This is a genomic window from Ehrlichia muris AS145, assembly GCF_000508225.1.
In the GTDB taxonomy this organism is placed as follows: Bacteria; Pseudomonadota; Alphaproteobacteria; order Rickettsiales; family Anaplasmataceae; genus Ehrlichia; species Ehrlichia muris.
Map to the genome: position 1 here is coordinate 272,162 of NC_023063.1, position 23,282 is coordinate 295,443.

The 23,282-nt window shown below is 28.9% G+C and carries 14 protein-coding genes; 6 read left to right on the forward strand and 8 right to left on the reverse strand.

What is annotated here, in order from left to right; translation table 11 throughout:
• Positions 1-103: 103 nt before the first annotated feature.
• Positions 104-1,582, reverse strand: a complete 1,479-nt coding sequence (locus tag MR76_RS01070; RefSeq protein WP_024071849.1) for a hypothetical protein — start codon at positions 1,580-1,582, stop codon at positions 104-106.
• A gap of 1,521 nt (positions 1,583-3,103) precedes the next feature.
• On the opposite strand from MR76_RS01070, the gene MR76_RS01075 reads away from it, so the two are divergent.
• Entirely contained in the window at positions 3,104-5,719 is a 2,616-nt protein-coding gene (locus MR76_RS01075) for an ankyrin repeat domain-containing protein (protein WP_024071851.1), read from the forward strand.
• Here the strand turns inward: MR76_RS01075 and rpmG are convergent.
• The gene (gene rpmG, locus MR76_RS01080) at positions 5,697-5,867 is read right to left on the reverse strand and encodes a 50S ribosomal protein L33 (protein WP_024071852.1); all 171 of its coding nucleotides are present in this window, start codon (positions 5,865-5,867) and stop codon (positions 5,697-5,699) included. The genes MR76_RS01075 and rpmG overlap by 23 nt on opposite strands.
• A 199-nt stretch (positions 5,868-6,066) precedes the next feature.
• Here rpmG and MR76_RS01085 point away from each other — a divergent pair, with 199 nt between their 5' ends.
• From MR76_RS01085 to MR76_RS04695, 4 genes are all read left to right on the forward strand, one after another.
• Positions 6,067-6,774, forward strand: a complete 708-nt coding sequence (locus tag MR76_RS01085; RefSeq protein ID WP_024071853.1) for a phosphatidylglycerophosphatase A — start codon at positions 6,067-6,069, stop codon at positions 6,772-6,774.
• A 4-nt stretch (positions 6,775-6,778) separates the two neighbouring features.
• The gene (locus tag MR76_RS01090) at positions 6,779-7,258 is read left to right on the forward strand and encodes a disulfide bond formation protein B (RefSeq protein WP_024071854.1); all 480 of its coding nucleotides are present in this window, start codon (positions 6,779-6,781) and stop codon (positions 7,256-7,258) included.
• The gene (locus tag MR76_RS01095) at positions 7,242-7,754 is read left to right on the forward strand and encodes a demethoxyubiquinone hydroxylase family protein (RefSeq protein WP_024071855.1); all 513 of its coding nucleotides are present in this window, start codon (positions 7,242-7,244) and stop codon (positions 7,752-7,754) included. The genes MR76_RS01090 and MR76_RS01095 overlap by 17 nt, the downstream gene beginning before the upstream one ends.
• Before the next feature lie 134 nt (positions 7,755-7,888).
• Complete coding sequence (locus MR76_RS04695) at positions 7,889-8,032, forward strand: demethoxyubiquinone hydroxylase family protein (protein WP_024071856.1); 144 nt, start codon at positions 7,889-7,891, stop codon at positions 8,030-8,032.
• Positions 8,033-8,861: 829 nt separating this feature from the next.
• Here the strand turns inward: MR76_RS04695 and mnmA are convergent.
• From mnmA to MR76_RS04780, 3 genes are all read right to left on the reverse strand, one after another.
• A complete protein-coding gene (mnmA, locus tag MR76_RS01100; protein ID WP_024071857.1) occupies positions 8,862-9,965 on the reverse strand; it encodes a tRNA 2-thiouridine(34) synthase MnmA in 1,104 nt (367 codons plus the stop codon).
• Positions 9,966-10,401: 436 nt separating this feature from the next.
• Positions 10,402-11,415, reverse strand: coding sequence for a P-loop NTPase family protein (locus MR76_RS01105; protein WP_024071858.1), 1,014 nt, complete (start codon positions 11,413-11,415; stop codon positions 10,402-10,404).
• A gap of 385 nt (positions 11,416-11,800) precedes the next feature.
• Positions 11,801-12,748, reverse strand: a complete 948-nt coding sequence (locus tag MR76_RS04780) for a hypothetical protein (RefSeq protein ID WP_144445922.1) — start codon at positions 12,746-12,748, stop codon at positions 11,801-11,803.
• A gap of 25 nt (positions 12,749-12,773) precedes the next feature.
• On the opposite strand from MR76_RS04780, the gene MR76_RS04785 reads away from it, so the two are divergent.
• Positions 12,774-13,418 carry a hypothetical protein gene (locus MR76_RS04785; protein WP_144445923.1) on the forward strand — a complete coding sequence of 215 codons (645 nt, stop codon included), beginning with the start codon at positions 12,774-12,776 and terminating at the stop codon, positions 13,416-13,418.
• A 644-nt stretch (positions 13,419-14,062) separates the two neighbouring features.
• Here MR76_RS04785 and MR76_RS01115 read toward each other — a convergent pair.
• The 3 genes from MR76_RS01115 to MR76_RS01125 form a co-directional block, all read right to left on the reverse strand.
• On the reverse strand, positions 14,063-17,263 hold the full coding sequence (locus MR76_RS01115) for a hypothetical protein (protein ID WP_024071860.1): 3,201 nt from the start codon (positions 17,261-17,263) through the stop codon (positions 14,063-14,065).
• Between the two features lie 626 nt (positions 17,264-17,889).
• Entirely contained in the window at positions 17,890-19,059 is a 1,170-nt protein-coding gene (locus MR76_RS01120; protein ID WP_024071861.1) for a hypothetical protein, read from the reverse strand.
• A gap of 3,119 nt (positions 19,060-22,178) precedes the next feature.
• Positions 22,179-23,174: a hypothetical protein gene (locus tag MR76_RS01125; protein ID WP_024071863.1), complete on the reverse strand. Its 996-nt coding sequence runs from the start codon at positions 23,172-23,174 to the stop codon at positions 22,179-22,181.
• Between the last annotated feature and the right edge of the window lie 108 nt (positions 23,175-23,282).

Below are 23,282 nucleotides of genomic sequence, written 5' to 3' on the forward strand. Positions count from 1 at the left end.
TTCTACTTAAATAGTTAAAGATTTGTTATGTAAATCTGATTATAAATAACGTATGCCATTATCGACAATCGACCAATGTTATCTTTTGATTCAAATGTAATATTCACTTGTGACATTGTACTCCTGTGATCTCTGTTGTTGTCACATTGTCAAGTATTCTTTTTTTATAGGGTAGTGGTGCTCTTGGTCGAACAGCACTTACAAGTGGCTCATCATTTCTTGGGTGAGTATTATGAAATGAATCATAATTGTTAAGTATTCTTTTTTTATAGTGTAGTGGTGTTCTTGGTCGAACAGCACTTACAAATGGCTCATCATTTCTTGGGTGAGTATTATGAAATGAATCATAATTGTTAAGTATTCTTTTTTTATAGTGTAGTGGTGTTCTTGGTCGAACAGCACTTACAAATGGCTCATCATTGATTTTGAAGATGTATCCTAAGTTTTGACTATTATGTTGATTACATGTGTGATTGATATTCTGTGTTAGTGATTTGATAGGAAGAGTAGCAGTGTTATTTTCTTCGTTGATGATAATATTTATATTATATATGTTATGTCCTTTCAGTGTTTGAGTACTTTTATTAAATGGATATAAAATTCTTGTATCTATATTGTATAAAAATTGATAAGCCAAATTAGTGTTGTTTGGTGGTTGGTAGGTTGAACTGCTACTTGAAGATATCTTCAAGTTGTGTTCTGTTTTGCTTATATTTTGTACTTTGATGTTTGTTAGTGAGAACGTGATTGAGTATTTATGCATGTAACTGTTGTAAAGGTATGTAGCTTTATTATTCTCTATTATTGCATTAGCTAGCACTAGATATTCTAGCGTCTTGTAATTAGGGTGAAAATATTCGGACAGATTTATTACGATTGGTGACAAGATCTGTTGGGTTATCTTAATTTGTAAAAATTTAAGATTTGGAAAGTGATTTATAATAGAAATTGTGTAATTTTCTAAGAATAAGCATTCTATATGGTCAGCAGTAAACGTGCAATCATTGCGTTTGCTATATCGCGTACTATTCGAAAGAAGTGCATTGGGAACTCTGCTCTTGAGAATTAATATTCTTAGGTTATGTAGTTTATTCAAATACTGTGTAAAAGGTTGATTATGTTGTTTCCATATAGGTTCTGCATAAAGTTCTAGAAATACTAAATTTTGTAAATGCATATCTGTATCACGATTGATTGCATTCATACGGTGTATACTGTGCTTATGGGGGTCATAAGATTGAAAACACTTGGTTTCTATTATTCCTATAACCAATAGTTCAAAGGTTTCTTTGATGCGCGGCATCGCATGAAATTTGTTTTTAATACGATTTAGTAATAAAAGGTTTATTAAGCATTCTGTAGTGATAATTTGTATTTGAAGGTGTTCTTTAGTAGCATCTTTATAGTTTTGATAGAGTTGCTGAAGTGTTATGGTTTCGATGTTTTTAAGCATAAAATCTAAGAGTGACTCATTTTTACTTCCTGGATGTTGACAAAAATCGAGATGTGGTATTTCTGATATCTTCAGTATTTTTTTTAAGATATGTTCCAGGTGGGTGTATTTAATAATTTCATATGGCATGGTAATTCTTTAAGATTTTTAATATTATTCTAATAAATTTCATTATTTTTAATAAAAGTCAATGTTAAAAAAATATAGTAATAAATATTAATTTCTTCGATAAAAACGAAATGTAGTGTTTTATTTTATTAGTATAATTTAAAACTTTTAAAGTATGCTGGATGTTTTATTTATTAATTTATAATGTTGTGACTAAGTATGTTATTACGTGAGTATTGTAGTTGTGTATAGTTGTCTTGATATACATTTTCATAATTTCTTGATAGTGGTTAATGTCTTGCTATGTTTTTATGTGGTATTATCTATTTTTAGATTATCAGAGTTTGTTGTTTTAATATAAATAGGCATTAACTTTCATTTTTGTATAAGCTCAGTTGGATAAAAGATATGATTTCTATATATGTGCTTGTTATGCATCGTTTCTTTTAAATCTGGTTATAGCAACATGCTGCTGTTGAAAAAAAATAGCTACTTTTAATTTGTGTAGTGGAATTGCTAATGAATTTTATTTATTAGAATATTATTTTAAGTTAATAATCAAAATGCGTAAACCTCTTACATTGTGATAAAATTGTTAGTTTGATTCTATGATGTGGTGTTAATTTGACTATGTACTATGTAAAATTGAGTGATAGATACTTTTATACACTGATCTGGTAGTTATTATTAGACACATCTTACACTATACCAAAACTAGAACATGATATTAATCAGGAAGAATCTGTTAACCTATCGACACAATCTACCTCTCAATCAATAATACATACCGCTGACTACACATGTAATCAACATAGTACTCAAAAACTCGGTAATGAAGACATTCTCAAAATCAATGATGATCCATCTGCAAGTGGTCAACCAAGAATATTAAGGAGCTTGATGTAGCAATTTTATGGCATTATATAACGCCATTGGATGTTTATGATAAAGATCTTATTGAGTGTCAATATACTAACTATATATACATCTATTATACATGTGTATTAGTTAGAATATTGATAAATATATTATCTCTTGCTATCTTGTGAAGGTACGTTGATGTGTATTTGCTGGTGAAATGTGAGGCATGTATAGTTGTGTATTATTGTTTTGAGCTTGTTCATCCATGGCATCGTTTGTATTATCTGTGACATTAATGTTTCCATTTTGTTGCACATAGTTGTTATTTTGATTGTTACCTATCGTAGTATTTTTTTGCTTGTGGAATTGTAGATTGTTAATTTATTTATAATAAAATTAAAAAATATTAATTTTTATATGAAGATCTTAAATCATTTTTAATAAAAATCAGTATTTTTTAACTAGTCTATTGGTTAATTGTTTCTTAAAAATTACATATTTTTAAGATTTTGTGACTAATAAAAACGATCTTTACATTTTCTATAATGCAGATATCGCTGTTAAGTGTTAATTCACAATATTATTGAAGTTGATGATTTTTGCTTTAACACAATTATTAATATATATTTCATGATATTAATTTATACAGAATATCTCTAAACAAATATAGAGATAGTTAATATGTTTAATGGTAATATACAACACTGTAAGGGCAATGGTACAGCATCAGGTGAGGTACAGCAATATTCTGGGAATATTGTTGTATTATCCAAAGAAGAAAAGGCACAATTAGGTCAGTTAAAAACTCAAGGTATCTCTCCTAGCAGAATTGTTGCTCTAAACAAGTTATTAGCAGATGCATTAGCAGATAATGATTTTACAGTTTTTTTCCAAGGACTTTCGTCGCTTTTAAAATGTGGAAAAAAGGAAAGGATTAGGCGGAATTGTCGATTTATTATATATCAAAATAGTGCAGGATATTATGTTATTGTAGACAGTATTCAATCAGTTCGTGCTCTAGAAGTGCAAGCTGTAGGAGGTCGTATTTACGTCTGTGATCTTGGTAGTTTAGGTTTGATATTTCCTGGTGATTTACCTGCAAGGGATGACTTTCTTAGATCGATTTTTAGTAGTACTTTTAATCAGGAAAAAAGTGTAATAAGTCAAATTGTTTTCACATGTTCTCGTGGCAATGATGTAGATTATAATGTAACAGACTTTTATAAAGGATCATTACAGTATGCATTAGAACATGGAGATTCATCAGCAGTTAGAATAATATGTAGTTCTTTAAGTCAATTTAAAGAATGTAATTCTGAAGTAAAAAAAGTAGCTAAAGGTGCATTAATCCAAATAATAGAGCAACAAGGAGAAGTTTCTGAGACTTTTTTAGAATGTGCTAATTCTCTACTAGATTTCAGAACTGATGGTCTTGATTTGAATTCTGAAGAGGATCAATCTCTACAGTTACAATTAGAGAGGTTTGTTTCTTGTGTACGCGGTAATAGCGTGTTATTGCATAGAATATGTAAAGCATCATATGAAAACATAATAAAAGTAATATTTCATGTAGAGTTAGGAGAGTTAGATAAGACAGTAGATTCTGATGAGTCTCATTTATTAAAGGCCTATCATGAACGTATTCTGGGTATGGGTTATGGCCCTGATCGTGATAGCATTATGTCTATATTGGTACAGTCGGATAGTGTGAATCTATTGAAGATTTTATTTGATAAATATAAATTAAATGTTAATGCTGTTAACTCGTATGGTTATACAGCACTACATTTTGCAGCTGTATACAATGCAAAAAAGTGCGCGAAATTTTTGTTAAGTAAATCAAGTGTTGTTCTAAATTCTGCGAAATCTGGATTAACACCATTGCATTTGGCCGCAGGAAGTGATTCATTTTCTGTGTTAAAATTGCTGATTAAACACAATGCAGATGCTGTAAATGTTCGAGATCATATGGGCAGGAATATAATGCATCATGCAGCTCTGAGCAATAAGGTAGATAATTTGCTATTATGTCTAAATATTGGTATGAATGTTAACAGTCAAGCAACTGTATATGATGAAGATGGTGGAATTGATGAATTGAAAAATAATGCTAGAAGTTGTACACCACTACATCTTGCGATTGAAGAAGGCAAATTAGAAGTAGCAAGTTGTTTATTGTCATGTCAGGATATAAACTTATCAATTAAGAATACCGAAGGTTATACTCCAATTACTGCTGTAGATCATAATGGTAATACCTTACTACATCAGGCTGTTATGTCAGGTAGGGTGCAGTTGTTATTAAAGGCGTTACACTTAGGTTGGCAAGAAGTTATTTTAGAAAGAAACCGTACAGGAAACACAGCTTTTGGTCTTGCTATTGAAAGAAATGACGTGGCATGTGCTACAGTATTATTCCCTTATGTATACGATCATATAAAATGTGAACATCACAAATTAAAGACCATTTTTTCAATGACAGATAGTAATGGTAATTCTTTATTGCATCAAGCTGTGGCAGCATGTAGATCTACTTTGGTAAAAAAGATACTATCTTTTTCTGATGTTAATGTAATGAGTGTAAATGCAGATGGAGAAACACCATTAGATATTGCTATAAGAATTGGTAGTGTAGAAATGGTAAGTCTTCTAGTTGCAGATAATAGACAGAGTTTATTTTCTAGGAAAGGTGGTAGCTATGTGATGGAATTGATGAAGAAAAATTTACTGACTGCAGAAATTTATAAAACGATTAAAAGGAGAACTTTAAAGAAGGAAAGGTATTGCCATTCTAAATTAGCTATATCATTAATGTTAACTTTTACACTAATTACATGTGCTGTTGTACTGTGTATGATTAAGTTTCAAGATGATTTACGTAGTATATTTGGGACAATTGTTGGAGCCGGACATGGAAATACATTGATTATGGGTGCTGCGGCTTTGGTGTTGTCTATAATTTGTGTAGGTTGTGGTATAGTTGGTGGATTATATATTAAATTGAAAGCACGTGAGAAGCTCATCCATGTGGAAATTAGTGATACACGCCCTTCTAACACTTTGGATGACTTAGAATCTGTTAACAGTGAAAGCAGTAGCAATAAATATATAAAAGCGTACATGAATGAAAGATCATCGCCATCAGAATCATCAGATGAGTGTGAGAGCGAAACGCGAATGTTATCATCCAGCCTAAGATCAGAAAAATACAAGGCCATAAAACCAAAAAGGTTAAGTAGTGTTTCATTGTTGAATGTAAGCAATGAAATGAAGATTACCTCAGCTTCTCTTCAGTAAACAATACATGTTTTCTTGCTACAGGATCATATTTTCGGAAAGAGAGCTTATTAATTAACTTCTTTGGATTGCGCTTCTTTACGTAAAAAAAACCAGTTTTTGCACTGCTTGCTAACTTTACAAGTAGAGTAGAACCCTTTTTAGCCATAAACAATAAATACACTTAAGTAATAACTAACTAGAGCATAGTAGTAAATTACTAATAAGTCAAGTAACTATTTGCTATTAATTAAGATGATTTATATGTTGTTAAGTGACATTAATTACATTTTATATTTTCTTTTCATCAGTTAAAGAGTAAGATTTGTTTTTAATTAGTTTATAATGTTCACAATTAGTATTGGTCTATGTTAGTTTCTTGGCTTCAAATTTTAATAAGAATTATAGGTAAGGTCTTACCTACTAGATTAATAAGCACTTTTTTAGGTACTGGATATTTACCGGCATGGCAAAATCATTGGGCTGCAGTGTTGTCTTTAATATTAAGTTATATATTATTTTACTTAATATATGGGATGTCCTATGTGTCATATGGTCTATTAGTAACAGGAGCTGTAATAGCATCATTTTTTTTAAAGGTGTCGTTAGTGCTTTTGATAATAGCTGTTATATCGATCTTTATATTTCAATCTAATAATTCTACTGATGATAGAAGTGATGTAATAGTAGTACAGATAGCATTAGGACAGCTTTTGGTGGTTGGGTTATCTATGCCTCCAATACTTGCGGTATATAACTACTTAGCAATATTTTATGGCAAAATATGTAAAAGTATTTTTATGTGTCCTGCTTGGGTTAATGATTTTATACATTTTTTAATGTTCTTTTTAGTTCCTTTTATATTTTTTAATATTATCGACATAATAAAACCTTGGCCTATTTCTAGGTTACAAATATCATATAACAATTGTTTTTCAATAATCGCTGAAGGATTGGTATTAGTTATTTATACATTGATAGTGATGTATCTTATGGCATTTATATGTTTTAACTTAACTATTTATGATGCAGTAGCCCTTAATAATTACATTTTGACTTTAATGAAACTTAGGTAAAATAATGAATGTGAAGAAGAATTATGGTGTAATTTTACTTTTTGTAGCAAGTATTATTGCATTGGGTATAGCGTATATAGCTCAATATTTGTTTGGTATGTCTCCTTGTAAGTTATGTATATATGAGCGTATACCGTATTTTATTACTATTGGATTGTTTATTATATATTTATTTAAACCATCCAAAGTTATTTCTTTGTTGGTGTACTTATGCTATGTGTGTAATATATGCGTTTCAGGTTATCATGTTGCTCTTGAACATAGTTTGGTAGCAGATATTATAGGATGTACAGATAGTATAAAATCTTTGAATTTTGATGATCTGAAAAATGCTTTGCTAAATGTAAATACAGTAGTATCTTGTGATCGCCCTAGTATTGTATTTATGGGATTGTCTCTGGCAGAGTGCAATCTTATATATTGTGTGCTATGTTTAATATTATGTGTTTATTTATTTGTGAAGCAGTATGTTACAAAAAGATAATCTATTAGAGCAGGCTATTCGAGTAAATCATGCTGGTGAATATGGGGCAGTATGTATATATTCTGGTCAGGAATTTGTTTTTCGTAAAATGCCTGTTGGTCAGAAAATTGTTGAAATGAAGAAACAAGAACAGAAACATTTTAGTTATTTTGATTCTTTAATGAAAGATAAAAGAATACGTCCTACAGTTTTTTTACCAGTATGGCATGTTATGGGAGTAATGTTAGGTATCACTACGGCCTTAATAGGTGAAGATGCAGCTATGGCTTGTACTGTTGCTGTAGAAGATGTAATAAGTGATCATTATCGAGATCAAATAACAATGTTGGATGATGGTGAGTTAAAAGATAAGATTATTCAGTTTCGTAATGAAGAGCTAGAACATCATGATACTGCTATGTTTCATAATTTTGGTAATGCTAGTAACTATAGGGTATTATCTTTTTTTATAAAAAAGGCATGTAAAGCTGCTATTTGTATTTCTAAGATTATATAGCGTTTCATTGTGTTAATTTACTTGAAGTTAGTAGCAAAAGTGTAGTATGAGTAGCTGTTAATATAATTATGCTAGCTATAGTCATTTGTTGTATTGTTTAGTTTTAAATGTAGAAAGATGTGAGAATCTATTGAGTGCTTAATGTTCGTAATGAAGAGCTAGAACATCATGATACTGCTATGTTTCATAATTTTGGTAATGCTAGTAACTATAGGGTATTATCTTTTTTTATAAAAAAGGCATGTAAAGCTGCTATTTGTATTTCTAAGATTATATAGCGTTTCATTGTGTTAATTTACTTGAAGTTAGTAGCAAAAGTGTAGTATGAGTAGCTGTTAATATAATTATGCTAGCTATAGTCATTTGTTGTATTGTTTAGTTTTAAATGTAGAAAGATGTGAGAATCTATTGAGTGCTTAATGATAGAAGTGTCTTGGAATACCTATAGAATTAGATTATTATAATATATGTCTGTAAGCATTATGTTTTATGTGGATTGGTATGATTTGTTATACTAGTGCCTGTACGCTTTAATATTAAAAGTTAATAATATTGTGATATAAGCTATAGATACTTTTGTAAGTAAACTCCGGATGTATGTATTATTAATAATAGAATTGTTATGTAGCTTCTTAATGAAATTTATAAGTTTGTAAGAATCCATTTAAATGGACATTAAAAAATGTTTTGAAAATTAAATGGTGGTAAATTCAGTGTATTAATTCTCTCCATAACATTCTATCTCTAGTATAAAACATGTGTTTGTTCAGGTATTGTGGACAATATATATATTTATAATAATACAGTGTGATCTCAGGTTGTGATTTTTTGATGGATATTAAAAAATATATTGTTATGTAGCTTCTTAATGAAATTTATAAGTTTGTAAGAATCCATTTAAATGGACATTAAAAAATGTTTTGAAAATTAAATGGTGGTAAATTCAGTGTATTAATTCTCTCCATAACATTCTATCTCTAGTATAAAACATGTGTTTGTTCAGGTATTGTGGACAATATATATATTTATAATAATACAGTGTGATCTCAGGTTGTGATTTTTTGATGGATATTAAAAAATATTTTGAAAATTAAATGGTGGTTAAATTTAATATATCCATCCTCCACCTAACATTCTATCTCCATCATAAATAACGCATGCTTGTCCAGGAGTTACCGTACAATATGTGTCGTGTAATGTTATAGTTGCTGTATTGTTGTCGTTTGGGTGGATTATAGCTGTGCTACCTGAGTGAGATGATCTTAATTTTACTTTAACGTTTAATCCATTACATGGAATTTTGTCTTTAGCCAACCAATTTATCTTTTCTATGTGTAGCTTGTTTTGTAGTAGTGCAGATTTAGGACCTACTATGACTTCATTAGTATTTGGGTTTAATTTTATGACGTATAATGGCTCTTTAGAAGATAATCCAATACCTCTTCTTTGTCCGACAGTAAAATTTACTATGCCATTATGTTGGCCTAGTATGTTCCCATTAGTATCTACAATATTACCTTTTTTTATAGTTTGTGGTCTTAGTTGTGCAATGGTGTTTTTGTATGTGTCTGTAACAAAACATATATTTTGGCTGTCTGGTTTGTTAGCTATTGATAAGTTAAAATATTCTGCTAATTTTCTTATGTTATCCTTATGAAAATTTCCTAGTGGAAATCTAAGGAATTTTAACTGTTCTATTGTAGTTGCAAATAGAAAATAACTTTGATCTTTTTTTGTATCTTTACTTGAATATACGTATATATCATCATCTTGTTCTACTTTCCTAATATAGTGGCCGGTAACTAGAATATCTGCTCCGAGTGATTTTGTTGCGTTAAGTAAATCTCTAAATTTGACAACTTGGTTACACTTTATGCATGGTATAGGAGTTTTTCCTTGCATATATATATCTATGAAATCTTCTATGACTTCTTCTTTAAATACTTTTTCGTAGTTAAGAGTATAGTGTGGGAACCCCATACTTAATGCTACTTGTTTTGCATCTTGCGTGTCTCGACTACCACAGCATGTACCTTTCCCAATATTATCGTTGTATAATTGTAGAGTGATTCCAATAACTTTATATCCTAATTTGTGGAGTAGTGCTGCTGCCACTGAACTATCAACCCCACCAGACATAGCAACAACTGCAATTGTTGATGAAGGTGGTTTGTTTTTAACCAGTGGATCTATTTTGAAATCATTAAGCATTGTTCATGAAATATCTTTTTAGTATTATAACATGTAATTTTGATACATGAAATATGTAATTCATTGTTAATAAGATAGATGTTATTTCAGTGATATCATGTCTATTGTGTATTTGATATTGCTTGTGAGTTTGTGTCCTACTTTGTTAGAGTTGGATATTATTTGGAGTGGTATTATTGTATGTATTATTTTATATTATAATACTAGTATGCTATTAAAAGTTTTCGATTGACATGAGCTTGATAAAGTAGTTGTTGTAATCTGAGAATAAGACAACTTTGTTAGAGTAAGATGTTTATTTTGATAAATGTTAACTCCTATTGTATGTATTATCTTGTATTGTAATTAATGTATCGTTAAAGATTTACGTTGGTATGGTTCTATTATATCAAAGTTATTAGTATAACTTTGGATTTGTGAAAGTTTCATGTGATGATTAAAAAAGATCATTATAGTCAGACTCGGTATATAATTGCTTGTTATTTGATAAGTTCTTTAATATGTTCTGTACATCATGGTAATGTATTTGATTTTTTTCTATAAGCTGGTTGATTTTTTTTATAATGCCTGAATTTTTAATTTCTGGTAAATTATCTTCTATAATAAATTTTTGTATCGTAGTGTCACACTCTATAATCTCATGTAGATATAAGTTGTCAGAAGATGTGTTATTTATAAAAACTTGTGTTATTATAGCTATTAAATGTGTTGATAATATTTTCAAAATAGATTCTCTGTGTGGAAATAACACTATAATTTCTTCTAAAGCACATAAACATGAAATTGCGTCAGTGAATGCTATAGTTAATAATCCCATATTGATACACATAATGGCTGTGCGTACTAAATTGATATTATTAAAATTACTAAAAAATACAATATCGGCTGCTTGATTTTTAATAAATGTAGGTTCAGCTTCTGATAAATTATATACACTAATTAATGCTTTATTGGATTTTGGAACTGGTACTTGATCATTGCTGAAAATTAATACATGTTTTTTTTGATTATTATTAATCTGATTCAACATAAATGATAGAATGTTGCTATTACATATGTTTCCGGTAAGTAGTAGTAATCCTTTTGAATATAGACTAATTATTTTATGTAATTCTTTTTCAAATTCTGGGGCTGCTGTGAATTCATTTTTTATAATATCAACTATGATTTTGACAGACTGAGTAGTATGTGAAATATGTATATGTAACTGATAAGATTTATTAAAGTTAAGTGTTGTATTAAAAAATCCTTGTGCCAAGTATATATTGTACTCTTCTGCTTTTAATATCGATTTTATAATTTCTTCTATCTCTTGTCTATATAAGCTTTTTATTTGAAGGAATTCTATGTTGTTGTATCTTCTGATGGCTGGTGGATTGTTTGAGGTTAAGTATAAGTAATCGGAAGAATATCCTATAGAGGATTGTATTAATTGGTTAAAAAGTAACATATATTATTATTATAACATCATTATCAAAATTGCAGTATATGAATTTATCATAAATCTATTTATATGTTACTATAATAATGCTAATTTTATCTTTATAAGTGGTTTAAGTATGTGTGTACTAGTAATTATCCTACATTGTTACTTAAAGCGATGTTTTTGATAATGTTTTATTAAAAAATCATGAAGTATTAATTATTTAGTTTTATTAATATTAAGATATTTTCCTAAACAAAGTACTACAGTTAATAAAAATAATACATAACTTATTGTAACTCACTATGATGAATATATGTGTAGTTGTACAGAGTGTCTATTGCTTAATGAAACAGCAGTACTAACTCTGTACAACTTTCAATAGTCATATTAATTAAAGTTATAATAATAGTTATTGTTGCTGTGTTGTTTGTTGTTGGGATTGAATTAACGGATTACTAAGAATATTACATACAGTATTAAGATATTGTTTATTTATTAATGTAGAGGTCTGGATTGAATCTGAGTAATGATATACAACAGTGGTGGTATTATCATCTGCTTTTATCTTTGATTTACTAGCTAAATACATACAAGGACCGCTAGCTTCTTGATCGTGGTTATGGGTACAATCTGGAATACAACTGCTTATTGTATTAGGTAGGGTTAATTGTAGCCTTATATCTTTATAGCATATGTTTGAAGATTCATTGAGTGATGTTATTATGAATTGTAATAGATAGCCTGCTTCTGCAGCTTCATTTCTATCTTGTTTATTGTTTATTATAAAATTTCCAGCAATACTATACTGTAATTCTGTTGGGTTTAGTTGTGATATAGAAAGTGAACAATCAATTTCACTGTTGCCATGGTAGATAATATAGGACTTTTTGTGTTTATTCTTAAAAAGTGCCTTAATAAATTCTATGGGTATATTATAATATCCTTCTTTATGACAATGGGTGACTAGTTCATTTATCAATGTTGTATCAGGAGCTGTATTATATTTTTTGATAAACATATTCTCTAGGATTGCAGCCATAATTACTCTATTATGGAATATAGTACGGCATGTTGTCTCATCTATACAGAGTGCTGACTTTATATGTTCAATGTGTTTTCTTACTAAATTTGCGATACCATCATCACCAGGGGTGTCTGATATTGTTAGGCTTGGATCTTTTACTATTTTTAATAATTTAGCATGATCCTCGGTGAGTGGTTTTGCAGTAGTAATATCATAAGCATTGTTCAAATATTGTTGAAGCTCTTTATCAGTTAGTTTGGTAATATCAATCTGATCTGATGTTGGTGTATAAATATTTCTAAGTATGTTTTTAGTTAGTCTTTTATGTGACATTTTTGTATTTGTGTGAAGTTCAAGATTGTTTGTTGTTGATAATTTCTTCTTGTGTAAGGTAATATTATCTACTGGATTTTTTCTAGGGACAGGTAGTGTTATAAAAGATGTATTAGGTTCTGTAGCACTCTTTTTGGGTATTGTGGTTTCTTCAAATTTCTGGATAGATTGTGTAACAGATGTATTAGGTGCTTTAGCACTCTTTTTGGGTATTGTGGTTTCTTCAAATTTCTGGATAGATTGTGTAACAGATGTATTAGGTGCTTTAGCACTCTCTTTGGGTATTGTGGTTTCTTCTTTCTGGATAGGTGGTGTAACAGATGTATTAGGTGCTTTAGCACTCTCTTTGGGTATTGTGGTTTCTTCTTTCTGGATAGGTGGTGTAACAGATGTATTAGGTGCTTTAGCACTCTCTTTGGGTATTGTGGTTTCTTCTTTCTGGATAGGTGGTGTAACAGATGTATTAGGTGCTTTAGCACTCTCTTTGGGTATTGTGTTTTCTGTAGTACCTGCATGGGTAGGAGATGGTGGTAGTTGTTTTTGTAAAGATTCAAATAAAACAGCTACTAGCAATATAATAAGGATTGATAATAATAACGCTAAAACAGCGATTTTTAGTTTAGAAGTATACATCATGGTTGGAACACCTAAATTCTTAATGCAATATTAAATATTTGTTATGTAAATAATAATATTTATTACTAATAATATTATCATATTAAGGATTTGTTGCAAGAATTTATAATACTTCTTTATGAATTAATTGTTTATTTGCATATCATTAATATTAGCTAAAAGATTACTATAATTTTATTAATTATAAGCTAAGGATATATTACGTAAATTGACATCTTAGTATTTTCCCTAGTATAAAATGCTTGAGATCTACTTATGAATCTGAGTAGGAATTTTTTTATTATGATGATGTGAAATATTGGAATGGTTGGCTTGTGTGTAATGTTTTGTTGAATTATTATATTGGAACTTATGTTTAAGAAAATCTGTTCTAAAATTAAGGTTGCAATTAGTGGTACTAATATAATATCACTGCTATGCTGGTTTTATTGCCCGCAATTTTACATTTTAATAGTATCTTATTTAAAAGTTATGACGTATTAATTATTTGGTTATTATATAATATGTAAGATATTTTAACTTATCAAAAAAATACTACACTAATAAGAGTAAAGAAGCAACAAAGTAACCTACTATAGCTAATATAGGTATATGTGCAATATACAGTATCTTATGTCAACTAATGGAAGCAGCAATATGTTACTTTTGTAAACTTTGGGCAACAATATATTAAGTTTGTTAACAATGTTGTTGTGTTGTGTGTTGGTAATTTTCAATAGATGTGCTAGCAAGACCACATGCCGCGTTAAAATTTTGTTTACTTATTAATAAAGGCGGCTGTAAGTTTGGGACCGAATATTTAAACTTGGTGTAATTATTATTATCAGCCTGCACATCAGGAATACAACCAATTATTGATATAAGATGATCACTACGGGTATGGTGATTCATAGAAGGAGATGTAATATGTAGATTCATTCTATTAGGTATTGATAATATTGAACTTATATTTTCATAGCATACGTGTGAAAAATCTTGTGAATCTGGTGATCTTATGGTGAATTCTAATTTACATGTTAGTTTTTCATTTATACCTTTATAAGGTATTATAACGCTTGTTATAATAGAACAATTTAAGCCTGTAGTCTTTATTTCTTTAAACATCATGAATGCATGATGTATACGGGCTTTACTGATATCGATTTCTGGGCATTCCTTAAAAACTAGTTCGAGAAATTTCAGAGGCATATCACGATGTTGTTCTTCTGCGGGATTATAATGGTTAACTAGCTCATGTATTATACTTATATTAGGAGTTAAAGACAAATGCCTATTAAATATATCTTCAAGGATTGCAGCTATTGTTATTCTATTATGGAATATACGACAACATTCTTCATTCTGGATATTAAGTGTTGCTTTTATGCTTTCAATGTGTTTTTTTGCTATATCCATGATTGTCTTTTCATCATTGGGAAGTGATTGATATGAGTTGTCCGGTATTGAAGTTGCTACTATTTGTGATAATTTATTATAATTCTCGAGTAATAATCCTGTCCCAACAAACGGCCTCTCATTAATTCTGATGAGTGGAATATTTCTAAAACTTCTGTCGAGTGTAATGCCTCTTATAATAGGAGCATTTGAGTTCTCGTTAGTAGAAATGCCACATATTAATTTGAGTAATTCTGCCTGTGATATATTGATATTTTTACTAATTGATATAATATCATCGCATGGTGTAGCAGCAGATGATGGACTAGTAGTTTGTATAGCAGGGGGTACATCATCTGGTGTAGTATAAATAGGTTGTATATCACATAGTATATGATAAATATTTTCTATTTTCATTAATAAAGGCGGCTGTAAGTTTGGGAATGAGTATTTAAGTTGTGTGCAAAGATCACCCTGTTGCACACTAGGAGGATGACTAGTTAATTTAGCGGAATCAGCATTGGCTATAAAGGAATTATTAGTAGAAGAAGGAGATGTAATATGTAGATTCATTTTATTAGGTATAAATACTGTTAAAGTTATATTTTCATAGTATACGTGTGAAAAATCTTGTGAATCTGGTGATCTTATGGTGAATTCTAAAATACATGCTAGTTTTTCATCTTTACCTTTATAAGATATCATAACGCTTGTTGTAATACAACAATTTAAGCCTGTAGTCTTTTCTTTAAATATCATGAATTCATGAGGAGGGTTAGTTGCTTTACTGATATCGATTTCTGGGCATTCCTTAAAAACTAGTTCGAGAAATTTCAGAGGCATATAACAATGTCGTCCTCCTGCGGGATTATAATGGTTAACTAGCTCATGTATTATACTTATATTAGGAGTTAAAGACCAATGCCTATTAAATATATCTTCAAGGATTGCAGCTGTTGTTATTCTATTATGGAATATACGACAACATTCTTCATTCTGGATATTAAGTGTTGCTTGTATGCTTTCAATGTGTTTTTTTGCTATATCAATGATTATCTTTTCATCATTGGGAAGTGATTGATATGAGTTGACCGGTATTGAAGTTTCTACTATTTGTGATAATTTATTATAATTCTCGAGTAATGGTTCTGGCTCAACACACTGCATCTCGTTAATTTTGATGATTGGAATATTTCTAAAACTTCTGTCGGGTGTAATGCCTCTTATAATATGAGCATTTGGGTTTTCGTTAGTAGAAATGCCACATATTAATTTGAGTAATTCTGCCCGTGATGTAATATCATCGCATGGTGTATCAGCAGATGATGGACTAGTAGTTTGTATAGCAGGGGGTACATCATCTGGTGTAGTATAAATAGGTTGTATATCATCTAGTATATGATAAATATTTTCTATTTTCATTAATAAAGGCTGCTGTAAGTTTGGGAATGAGTATTTAAGTTGTGTGCAACGATTACCATGTTGCACACTAGGAGTATGACTAGTTAATCTAGCGGAATCAGCATTGGCTATAAAGGAATTATTAGTAGAAGAAGGAGATGTAATATGTAGATTCATTCTATTAGGTATTAATAATATTAAACTTATATTTTCATAGCATACTTGTGAAAAATCTTGTGGATCTTGTGATCTTATGGTGAATTCTAAAATACATCCTAGTTTTTCATTTATACCTTTATAAGGTATTATAACGTTTGTTGTAATAGAACAATTTAAGCCTGTAGTCTTTACTTCTTTAAACATCATGAATGCATGCTGGGTAGTTGCTTTACTGATATCGATTTCTGGGCATTCCTTAAAAACTAGTTTGAGAAATTTCAGAGGCATATCACGATGTTGTTCTCCTGCGAGATTATAATGGTTAACTAGCTCATGTATTATACTTATATTAGGAGTTAAAGACCAATGCCTATTAAATATATCTTCAAGGATTGCAGCTATTGTTATTCTATTATGGAATATACGACAACATTCTTTATTCTGGATATTAAGTGTTGCTTGTATGCTTTCAATGTGTTTTTTTGCTATATCCATGATTGTCTTTTCATTATTGGGAAGTGATTGATATGAGTTGTACGGTATTGAAGTTGCTACTATTTGTGATAATTTATTATAATTGTAGAGTAATGATTCTGGCCCAACAAACAGCATCTCGTTAATTTTGATGATTGGAATATTTCTAAAACTTCTGTCGGGTGTAATGCCTCTTATAATAGGAGCATTTGAGTTCTCGTTAGTAGAAATGCCACATATTAATTTGAGTAATTCTGCCCGTGGTATATTGATATTTTGACTAATTGGTATAATATCATGGCATGGTGTAGCATTGCCTTGTATAGCTGGAGGTTGTTCATCATCAGATAGTGTAGCAGTAACTTGTTGTTTTCGTTGTAAATATTTAAATAAACTAAACGCTAGCAATATCACAAAGATTAAGAGTAATGATACTAAGATAGAAATTTTTAGTGTAGAACTATGTGCCATGGTTATTGTACCTAAGATTTTAACATGATATTAATATTTTGCTATGAAAAGTAATCTTTATTAACAACAATGCATACTATATAGGATTCTTATAAAAAATCAACAATATCTATTAATTATTTAGATAGAAATAGTTAAGGATTATTAAATTACAAATTAAGAAATATCGTCTTAATTAATATTTTTCTATAGTATGCTTGAGATCTGCTTATGAATCTGAGTAGGAATTTTTTTATTATGATGATGTGAAATATTGGAATGGTTGGCTTGTGTGTAATGTTTTGTTGAATTATTATATTGGAACTTATGTTTAAGAAAATCTATTCTAAATTAAGGTGTAATTGGTTATACTAATATCAGTGTTATACTGATTTTACTATCTGCAATCTTAAATTGTAATAGTATCTATTTAAAAATTGTGACATATTAATTATTTGGTTATTATATAATATGTAAGATATTTTAACTTATCAAAAAAATACTACACTAGTAAGAGTAAAGAAGCAACAAAGTAACCTACTATAGCTAATATAGGTATATGTGCAATAATACAGTATCTTATGTCAACTAATGGAAGCAGCAATATGTTACTTTTGTAAACTTTGGGCAACAATATATTAAATTTGTTAACAATGTTGTTGTGTTGTGTGTTGGTAATTTTCAATAGATGTGCTAGCAAGATCACATGCCGCGTAATTTTCTTTACTTATTAATAAAGGCGGCTGTAAGCTTGGGAATAATGAGTATTTAAGTTGTGTGCAACGATTACCCTGTTGCACACTAGTAGTATGACTAGTTAATCTAGCGGAATCAGCATTGGCTATAAAGGAATTATTAGTAGAAGAAGGAGATGTAATATGTAGATTCATTCTATCAGATATGAATAATATTAAACTTATATTTTCATAGCATACGTGTGAAAAATCTTGTGAATCTGGTGATCTTATGGTGAATTCTAATTTACATGCTAGTTTTTCACTTTCACCTTTATAAGGTATTATAACGTTTGTTGTAATAGAACAATTTAAGCCTGTAGTCTTTACTTCTTTAAACATCATGTATGTAAACTGGATACGTGCTTTACTGATATCGATTTCTGGGCATTCCTTAAAAACTAGTTCGAGAAATTTCAGAGGCATATCACGATGTTGTTCTTCTGCGGGATTATAATGGTTAACTAGCTCATGTATTATATTTATATTAGGAATGGAATGCCAATACTTATTAAATATATGTTCAAGGATTGCAGCTATTGTTATTCTATTATGGAATATACGACAACATTCTTCATTCTGGATATTAAGTGTTGCTTTTATGCTTTTAATGTGTTTTTTTGTTATATCCATGATTGTCTTTTCATCATTGGGAAGTGATTGATATGAGTTGTACGGTATTGAAGTTGCTACTATTTGTGATAATTTATTATAATTGTAGAGTAATGATTCTGGCTCAACAAACAGCATCTCGTTAATTTTGATGATTGGAATATTTCTAAAACTTCTGTCGGGTGTAATGCCTCTTATAATAGGAGCATTTGAGTTCTCGTTAGTAGAAATGCCACATATTAATTTGAGTAATTCTTCCCATTGTATATTGATATTTGTATTAGTTGGTGTAATATCATGGCATGGTGTAGCATTGCCTTGTATAGCTGGAGGTTGTTCATTATCAGATAGTGTAGCAGAAACTTGTTGTTTTCGTTGTAAATATTTAAATAAATTAAACGCTAGCAATATCACAAAGATTAAGAGTAATGATACTAAGATAGAAATTTTTAGTGTAGAACTATGTGCCATGGTTATTGTACCTAAGATTTTAACATGATATTAATATTTTGCTATGAAAAGTAATCTTTATTAACACAATGCATACTATATAGGATTCTTATAAAAAATCAACAATATCTATTAATTATTTAGATAGAAATAGTTGAGGATTATTAAATTACAAATTAAGAAATATTGTCTTAATTAATATTTTTCTATAGTATGCTTGAGATCTGCTTATGAGTTTGAGTAGGAATTTTTTTATTATGGTGATGTGAAATATTGGAATGGTTGGCTTGTGTGTAATGTTTTGTTGAATTATTATATTGGAACTTATGTTTAAGAAAATCTGTTCTAAAATTAAGGTGTAATTGGTTATACTAATATCAGTGTTATACTGATTTTACTATCTGCAATCTTAAATTGTAATAGTATCTATTTAAAAATTGTGACATATTAATTATTTGGTTATTATATAATATGTAAGATATTTTAACTTATCAAAAAAATACTACACTAGTAAGAGTAAAGAAGCAACAAAATAACCCATTATAGCTAATATAGGTATATGTGCAATATACAGTATCTTATGTCAACTAATGGAAGCAGCAATATGTTACTTTCTGTACAACTTTAGACAACAATATTGATTAAGTTTATTAACAATGTTGTTGTGTTGTGTGCAAGTAATGTTGAATGTATGTACCAGAAAAATCATATACTGACTTAAAATTTTGTTTGTTTATTAATGAAGGTATTTGCAGTGAGTGTGGTAAGGAATATGTAAGTGAGGGTTTATCATTATTATAATACTTATAAATTAATGCAGCTGAATCAATACAAGATTTATCGGAATTAACAGGGGAAAGAGGTGTAATATACACTGTCCATTGTATTAGGTATGCATAATCTTAAGTTATATTTTTATAGCATACGTCTGAAAAATCCTGTGAGTCTGGTAATGTTATGGTGAATTCTAATTTACATGATAATTTTTCATTTTTACCTTCATATGGTATTATAAAGTTTGTAAGAATACAATAATTTAAGCTTGTAGTTGTTAAGTGTTATACATATATCTTGGATATCTGCTTGACTAATATCGATTTTTTTCTTAAAAATTCCTTTAACAAATCTTAGAGGCATAGAATAATAGCCTGCTGGATTACAATGGTTGGCTAATTCATGTATTATATTTGTCCTGGGGATTAAAGAACCATACTTGTGGAATACATGTTCAAAGATTGCAGCTGTTATTGCTCTACCACAAATAAATCATGACATTTTTTTATATACTCTACATTAAGTGTTGCGTTTTATGCTTTTAATGTGTTTTTTTGCTGGAGTTAGGATTATCTCTTCATTATGGGTAAGCGATTCATATGATGTTGTTATGTGTCATTCTGTACCATTTTTGATAATCTATCATAGTCCTTGGAGAATGATTCTTGTATAATATCAGTATCATTAATTATGAAACTTTGAACCTTTCTAAGATCTCTGTTGGATAACATATTATAGTATCAATATCTGGGTTCTCGTTAGAAATGCGACACATTAATTTGTGTAATTTTTTCTGTGATATGTGAATATTTGTATCAAGTGGTACAACTGGTTGTTATTCTTGTAGTGAACATTTAAATAAAGCAAAGGCTAGCCATATAACAAAAATTAATAGTGACACTAAAATGGAAATTTCTATTATAAAATTTATAGAATTATGCATCATGATTATAGTGCCTAAGATTTTAATGTAGTATTAAGATTTATTGTGAAAAACTTAATTAACAGTGTTAATATTATGTTTTTATAAGAAAAAAATTATGATATTCATTATAAAAATTAACTATTAATATAAATATTTGTTAATATTAGCTAAAAAATTACTGTAACTCTATTAACTATGAACTAGGATATAGTATGTCGATTCACTTATATATAATAGTGTTTTTGCAGAAGCAAGAAATGGAGTAGCAAACTTCTCATTCTAATTGTTATATAGTAATTTATATTGTATTATATGATGGGTATCAGGCGATTATTTCAGTAAATAGCATAGCAAAATTACAATCTTTTGATATGTCATTAATAATGAGATCCTATCCTAATTTCTTGGGGGATAAAATATATATTTTTAGATATAAGTTGTTATTTTCTCGGTTAAAGACAAAATAATATTCTATTATTAGATACATTGTATATGGAAAGATTTTAACTATCTTGTGGATATCGTTTAATTTTGTTACGTGTATTCAAGATGAGGTTATAAGAGTTTTTGATTGTGGTACTTGTTATAACATATGGATGTCAGTCTGTTATTTAATATATGATTGAGCATCTTATATTTTATTTTAATGCATTATATCAATTTTTATAAAAATTATTTATGCTTCATGTGTTATTTACACGTAAGTTGTGCGAGACACTTTAAATGTTTTGCTATTTTAGAGTAATGTAAATACTATGTAATAGAACGTAGTGGAAACTTGATTCCATCATATTTGTAGGTGTTAAGGTGATATGCCTAATAGTTGTTGATCGTATAAAGAGTGGTTTTTTATAGATCTGGTAATATTTTCTATAGGCTTCTTTATAACAAATGTCGTGTATTAGATATTGAGTTTACTGAAATGATGGGATAGTACTTTCCTATTATAACATTTTTTTTATTATGCTCTATTAAAAAGAACATATTTTAATGGAACATGCTAATATATTTGGTATGTGTATACAAATATCATTCTATAGAACCTTATGGGTACTGAGATAAATGATAAGTGTTTGTCGTCAATACAGATAATATGATAGCAGCGATGATTAAGAATTTTATTATTGTATGATTTGTCTAAATGTTAATTGACAGATATAAAAGAAATTTTTTTGTATACTTAAAATGTAATCATCAAATGCTAAAGTTTTATTGGATTGTTTTTTTGATGTTTGACATATTTTGTAAGTACTTATTTGTCTGTAGTATGTATAATAAGGGTAGTGTGATATTATGGATATATTTGTGGAAAAATATATGACACTCATAGTATGAATGCTATAAGCAATTACTTGTGCTATTTGTAATATTGTAGGCTTGTCAATTCTATAGGACAATAATTATATTTATAAAGTAGTATACGTAAAGTTATGCTGGTGTCTTATAAGGTTTGTATATTATTTTCTATTCTATTTTTAAATAGTGAGCTGGCTTTTATGTCTGATAAGCAATATTCTAGAATAGAGATATCAGGGTTAATTTCGTCTTGATCGTGATAGTGTAGTATGGCACAGTCAGGATCTTTTCTTATAAAAGAAGAACATGTATTTCTTATATTACATTTTTCTTTTGTAATATAATGTTTCATACTATTAGGTAGGAATAAGATAAAGATTATGTTGCTATATAATATAGATTTATCATTTTTTTCTTGGTTCTTTGCTGGTGACATATAAAAATAGAAGGCAGTATTAAAATAATGTACCTTATTAGGTTCTATGGTTGTAGACAATGACATACTAGTAATTATGGTAATAGCTATTAGGTTATAGTCGTATATTGTAAATTCTATCATGTGAGCCATAGCTTTAATAATATGAGTAAGAGTTTGACCTGTATTAAAAATATAATCTAATATTTTAGCTCCTACCTGTTCATATATCTCTTGATGAAAGTGATTAACTATTTCATGTATGATATCTGAATTGATTGTTGATTTGCTTGATGCTTGAAATATATAATCTAAAGTTGCAGCTAAAGCGATTCTAGAATGCTGTGATTTAAGATTATTATATGTTGTTTGTCTGCCTAGCGATTGTAATATATATTGGAAATGTTTATTAATATATTTGTTAGATATATTTTGTGATTGATAAAATGCTAGTATTTTAGGAAGTTGTTTAAATAGATTGTCATTTAAATTAGGCATAGCTATAGCTAATTTATCGCTAAGAATCTTGGTTGATAATCTTGTTGTATTTAGTTGTTTATTGTTTGATGTATCAAATATTGTTTGTATAAAATCTCTAGAGATATTGGGTAATTGTTTATCAAAAAATACTTCATGAGTTTCCTTGCGAATATTATGAAATAATAAGAAGGTAATTATTAGTATTGTTAATGCAATAATACTAATTATAGTTAATACTTTATACATGTTCTATGTTATGTGTGGCTTATATTTATTATAGCCTGATTATTTAATAAGTTAATCTTTTTTGTAAATTTTTATAACATAGAATTATCATAAGGTATATTTGCATGG

Coding starts and splice junctions, on each gene's coding strand:
- MR76_RS01070 (WP_024071849.1), bottom strand. CDS start 1,582: ATGCCATATGAAATTATTAAATACACCCACCTGGAACATATCTTAAAA.
- MR76_RS01075 (WP_024071851.1), top strand. CDS start 3,104: ATGTTTAATGGTAATATACAACACTGTAAGGGCAATGGTACAGCATCA.
- rpmG (WP_024071852.1), bottom strand. CDS start 5,867: ATGGCTAAAAAGGGTTCTACTCTACTTGTAAAGTTAGCAAGCAGTGCA.
- MR76_RS01085 (WP_024071853.1), top strand. CDS start 6,067: ATGTTAGTTTCTTGGCTTCAAATTTTAATAAGAATTATAGGTAAGGTC.
- MR76_RS01090 (WP_024071854.1), top strand. CDS start 6,779: ATGAATGTGAAGAAGAATTATGGTGTAATTTTACTTTTTGTAGCAAGT.
- MR76_RS01095 (WP_024071855.1), top strand. CDS start 7,242: ATGTTACAAAAAGATAATCTATTAGAGCAGGCTATTCGAGTAAATCAT.
- mnmA (WP_024071857.1), bottom strand. CDS start 9,965: ATGCTTAATGATTTCAAAATAGATCCACTGGTTAAAAACAAACCACCT.
- MR76_RS01105 (WP_024071858.1), bottom strand. CDS start 11,415: ATGTTACTTTTTAACCAATTAATACAATCCTCTATAGGATATTCTTCC.
- MR76_RS04780 (WP_144445922.1), bottom strand. CDS start 12,748: ATGTCACATAAAAGACTAACTAAAAACATACTTAGAAATATTTATACA.
- MR76_RS01115 (WP_024071860.1), bottom strand. CDS start 17,263: ATGGCACATAGTTCTACACTAAAAATTTCTATCTTAGTATCATTACTC.
- MR76_RS01120 (WP_024071861.1), bottom strand. CDS start 19,059: ATGGCACATAGTTCTACACTAAAAATTTCTATCTTAGTATCATTACTC.
- MR76_RS01125 (WP_024071863.1), bottom strand. CDS start 23,174: ATGTATAAAGTATTAACTATAATTAGTATTATTGCATTAACAATACTA.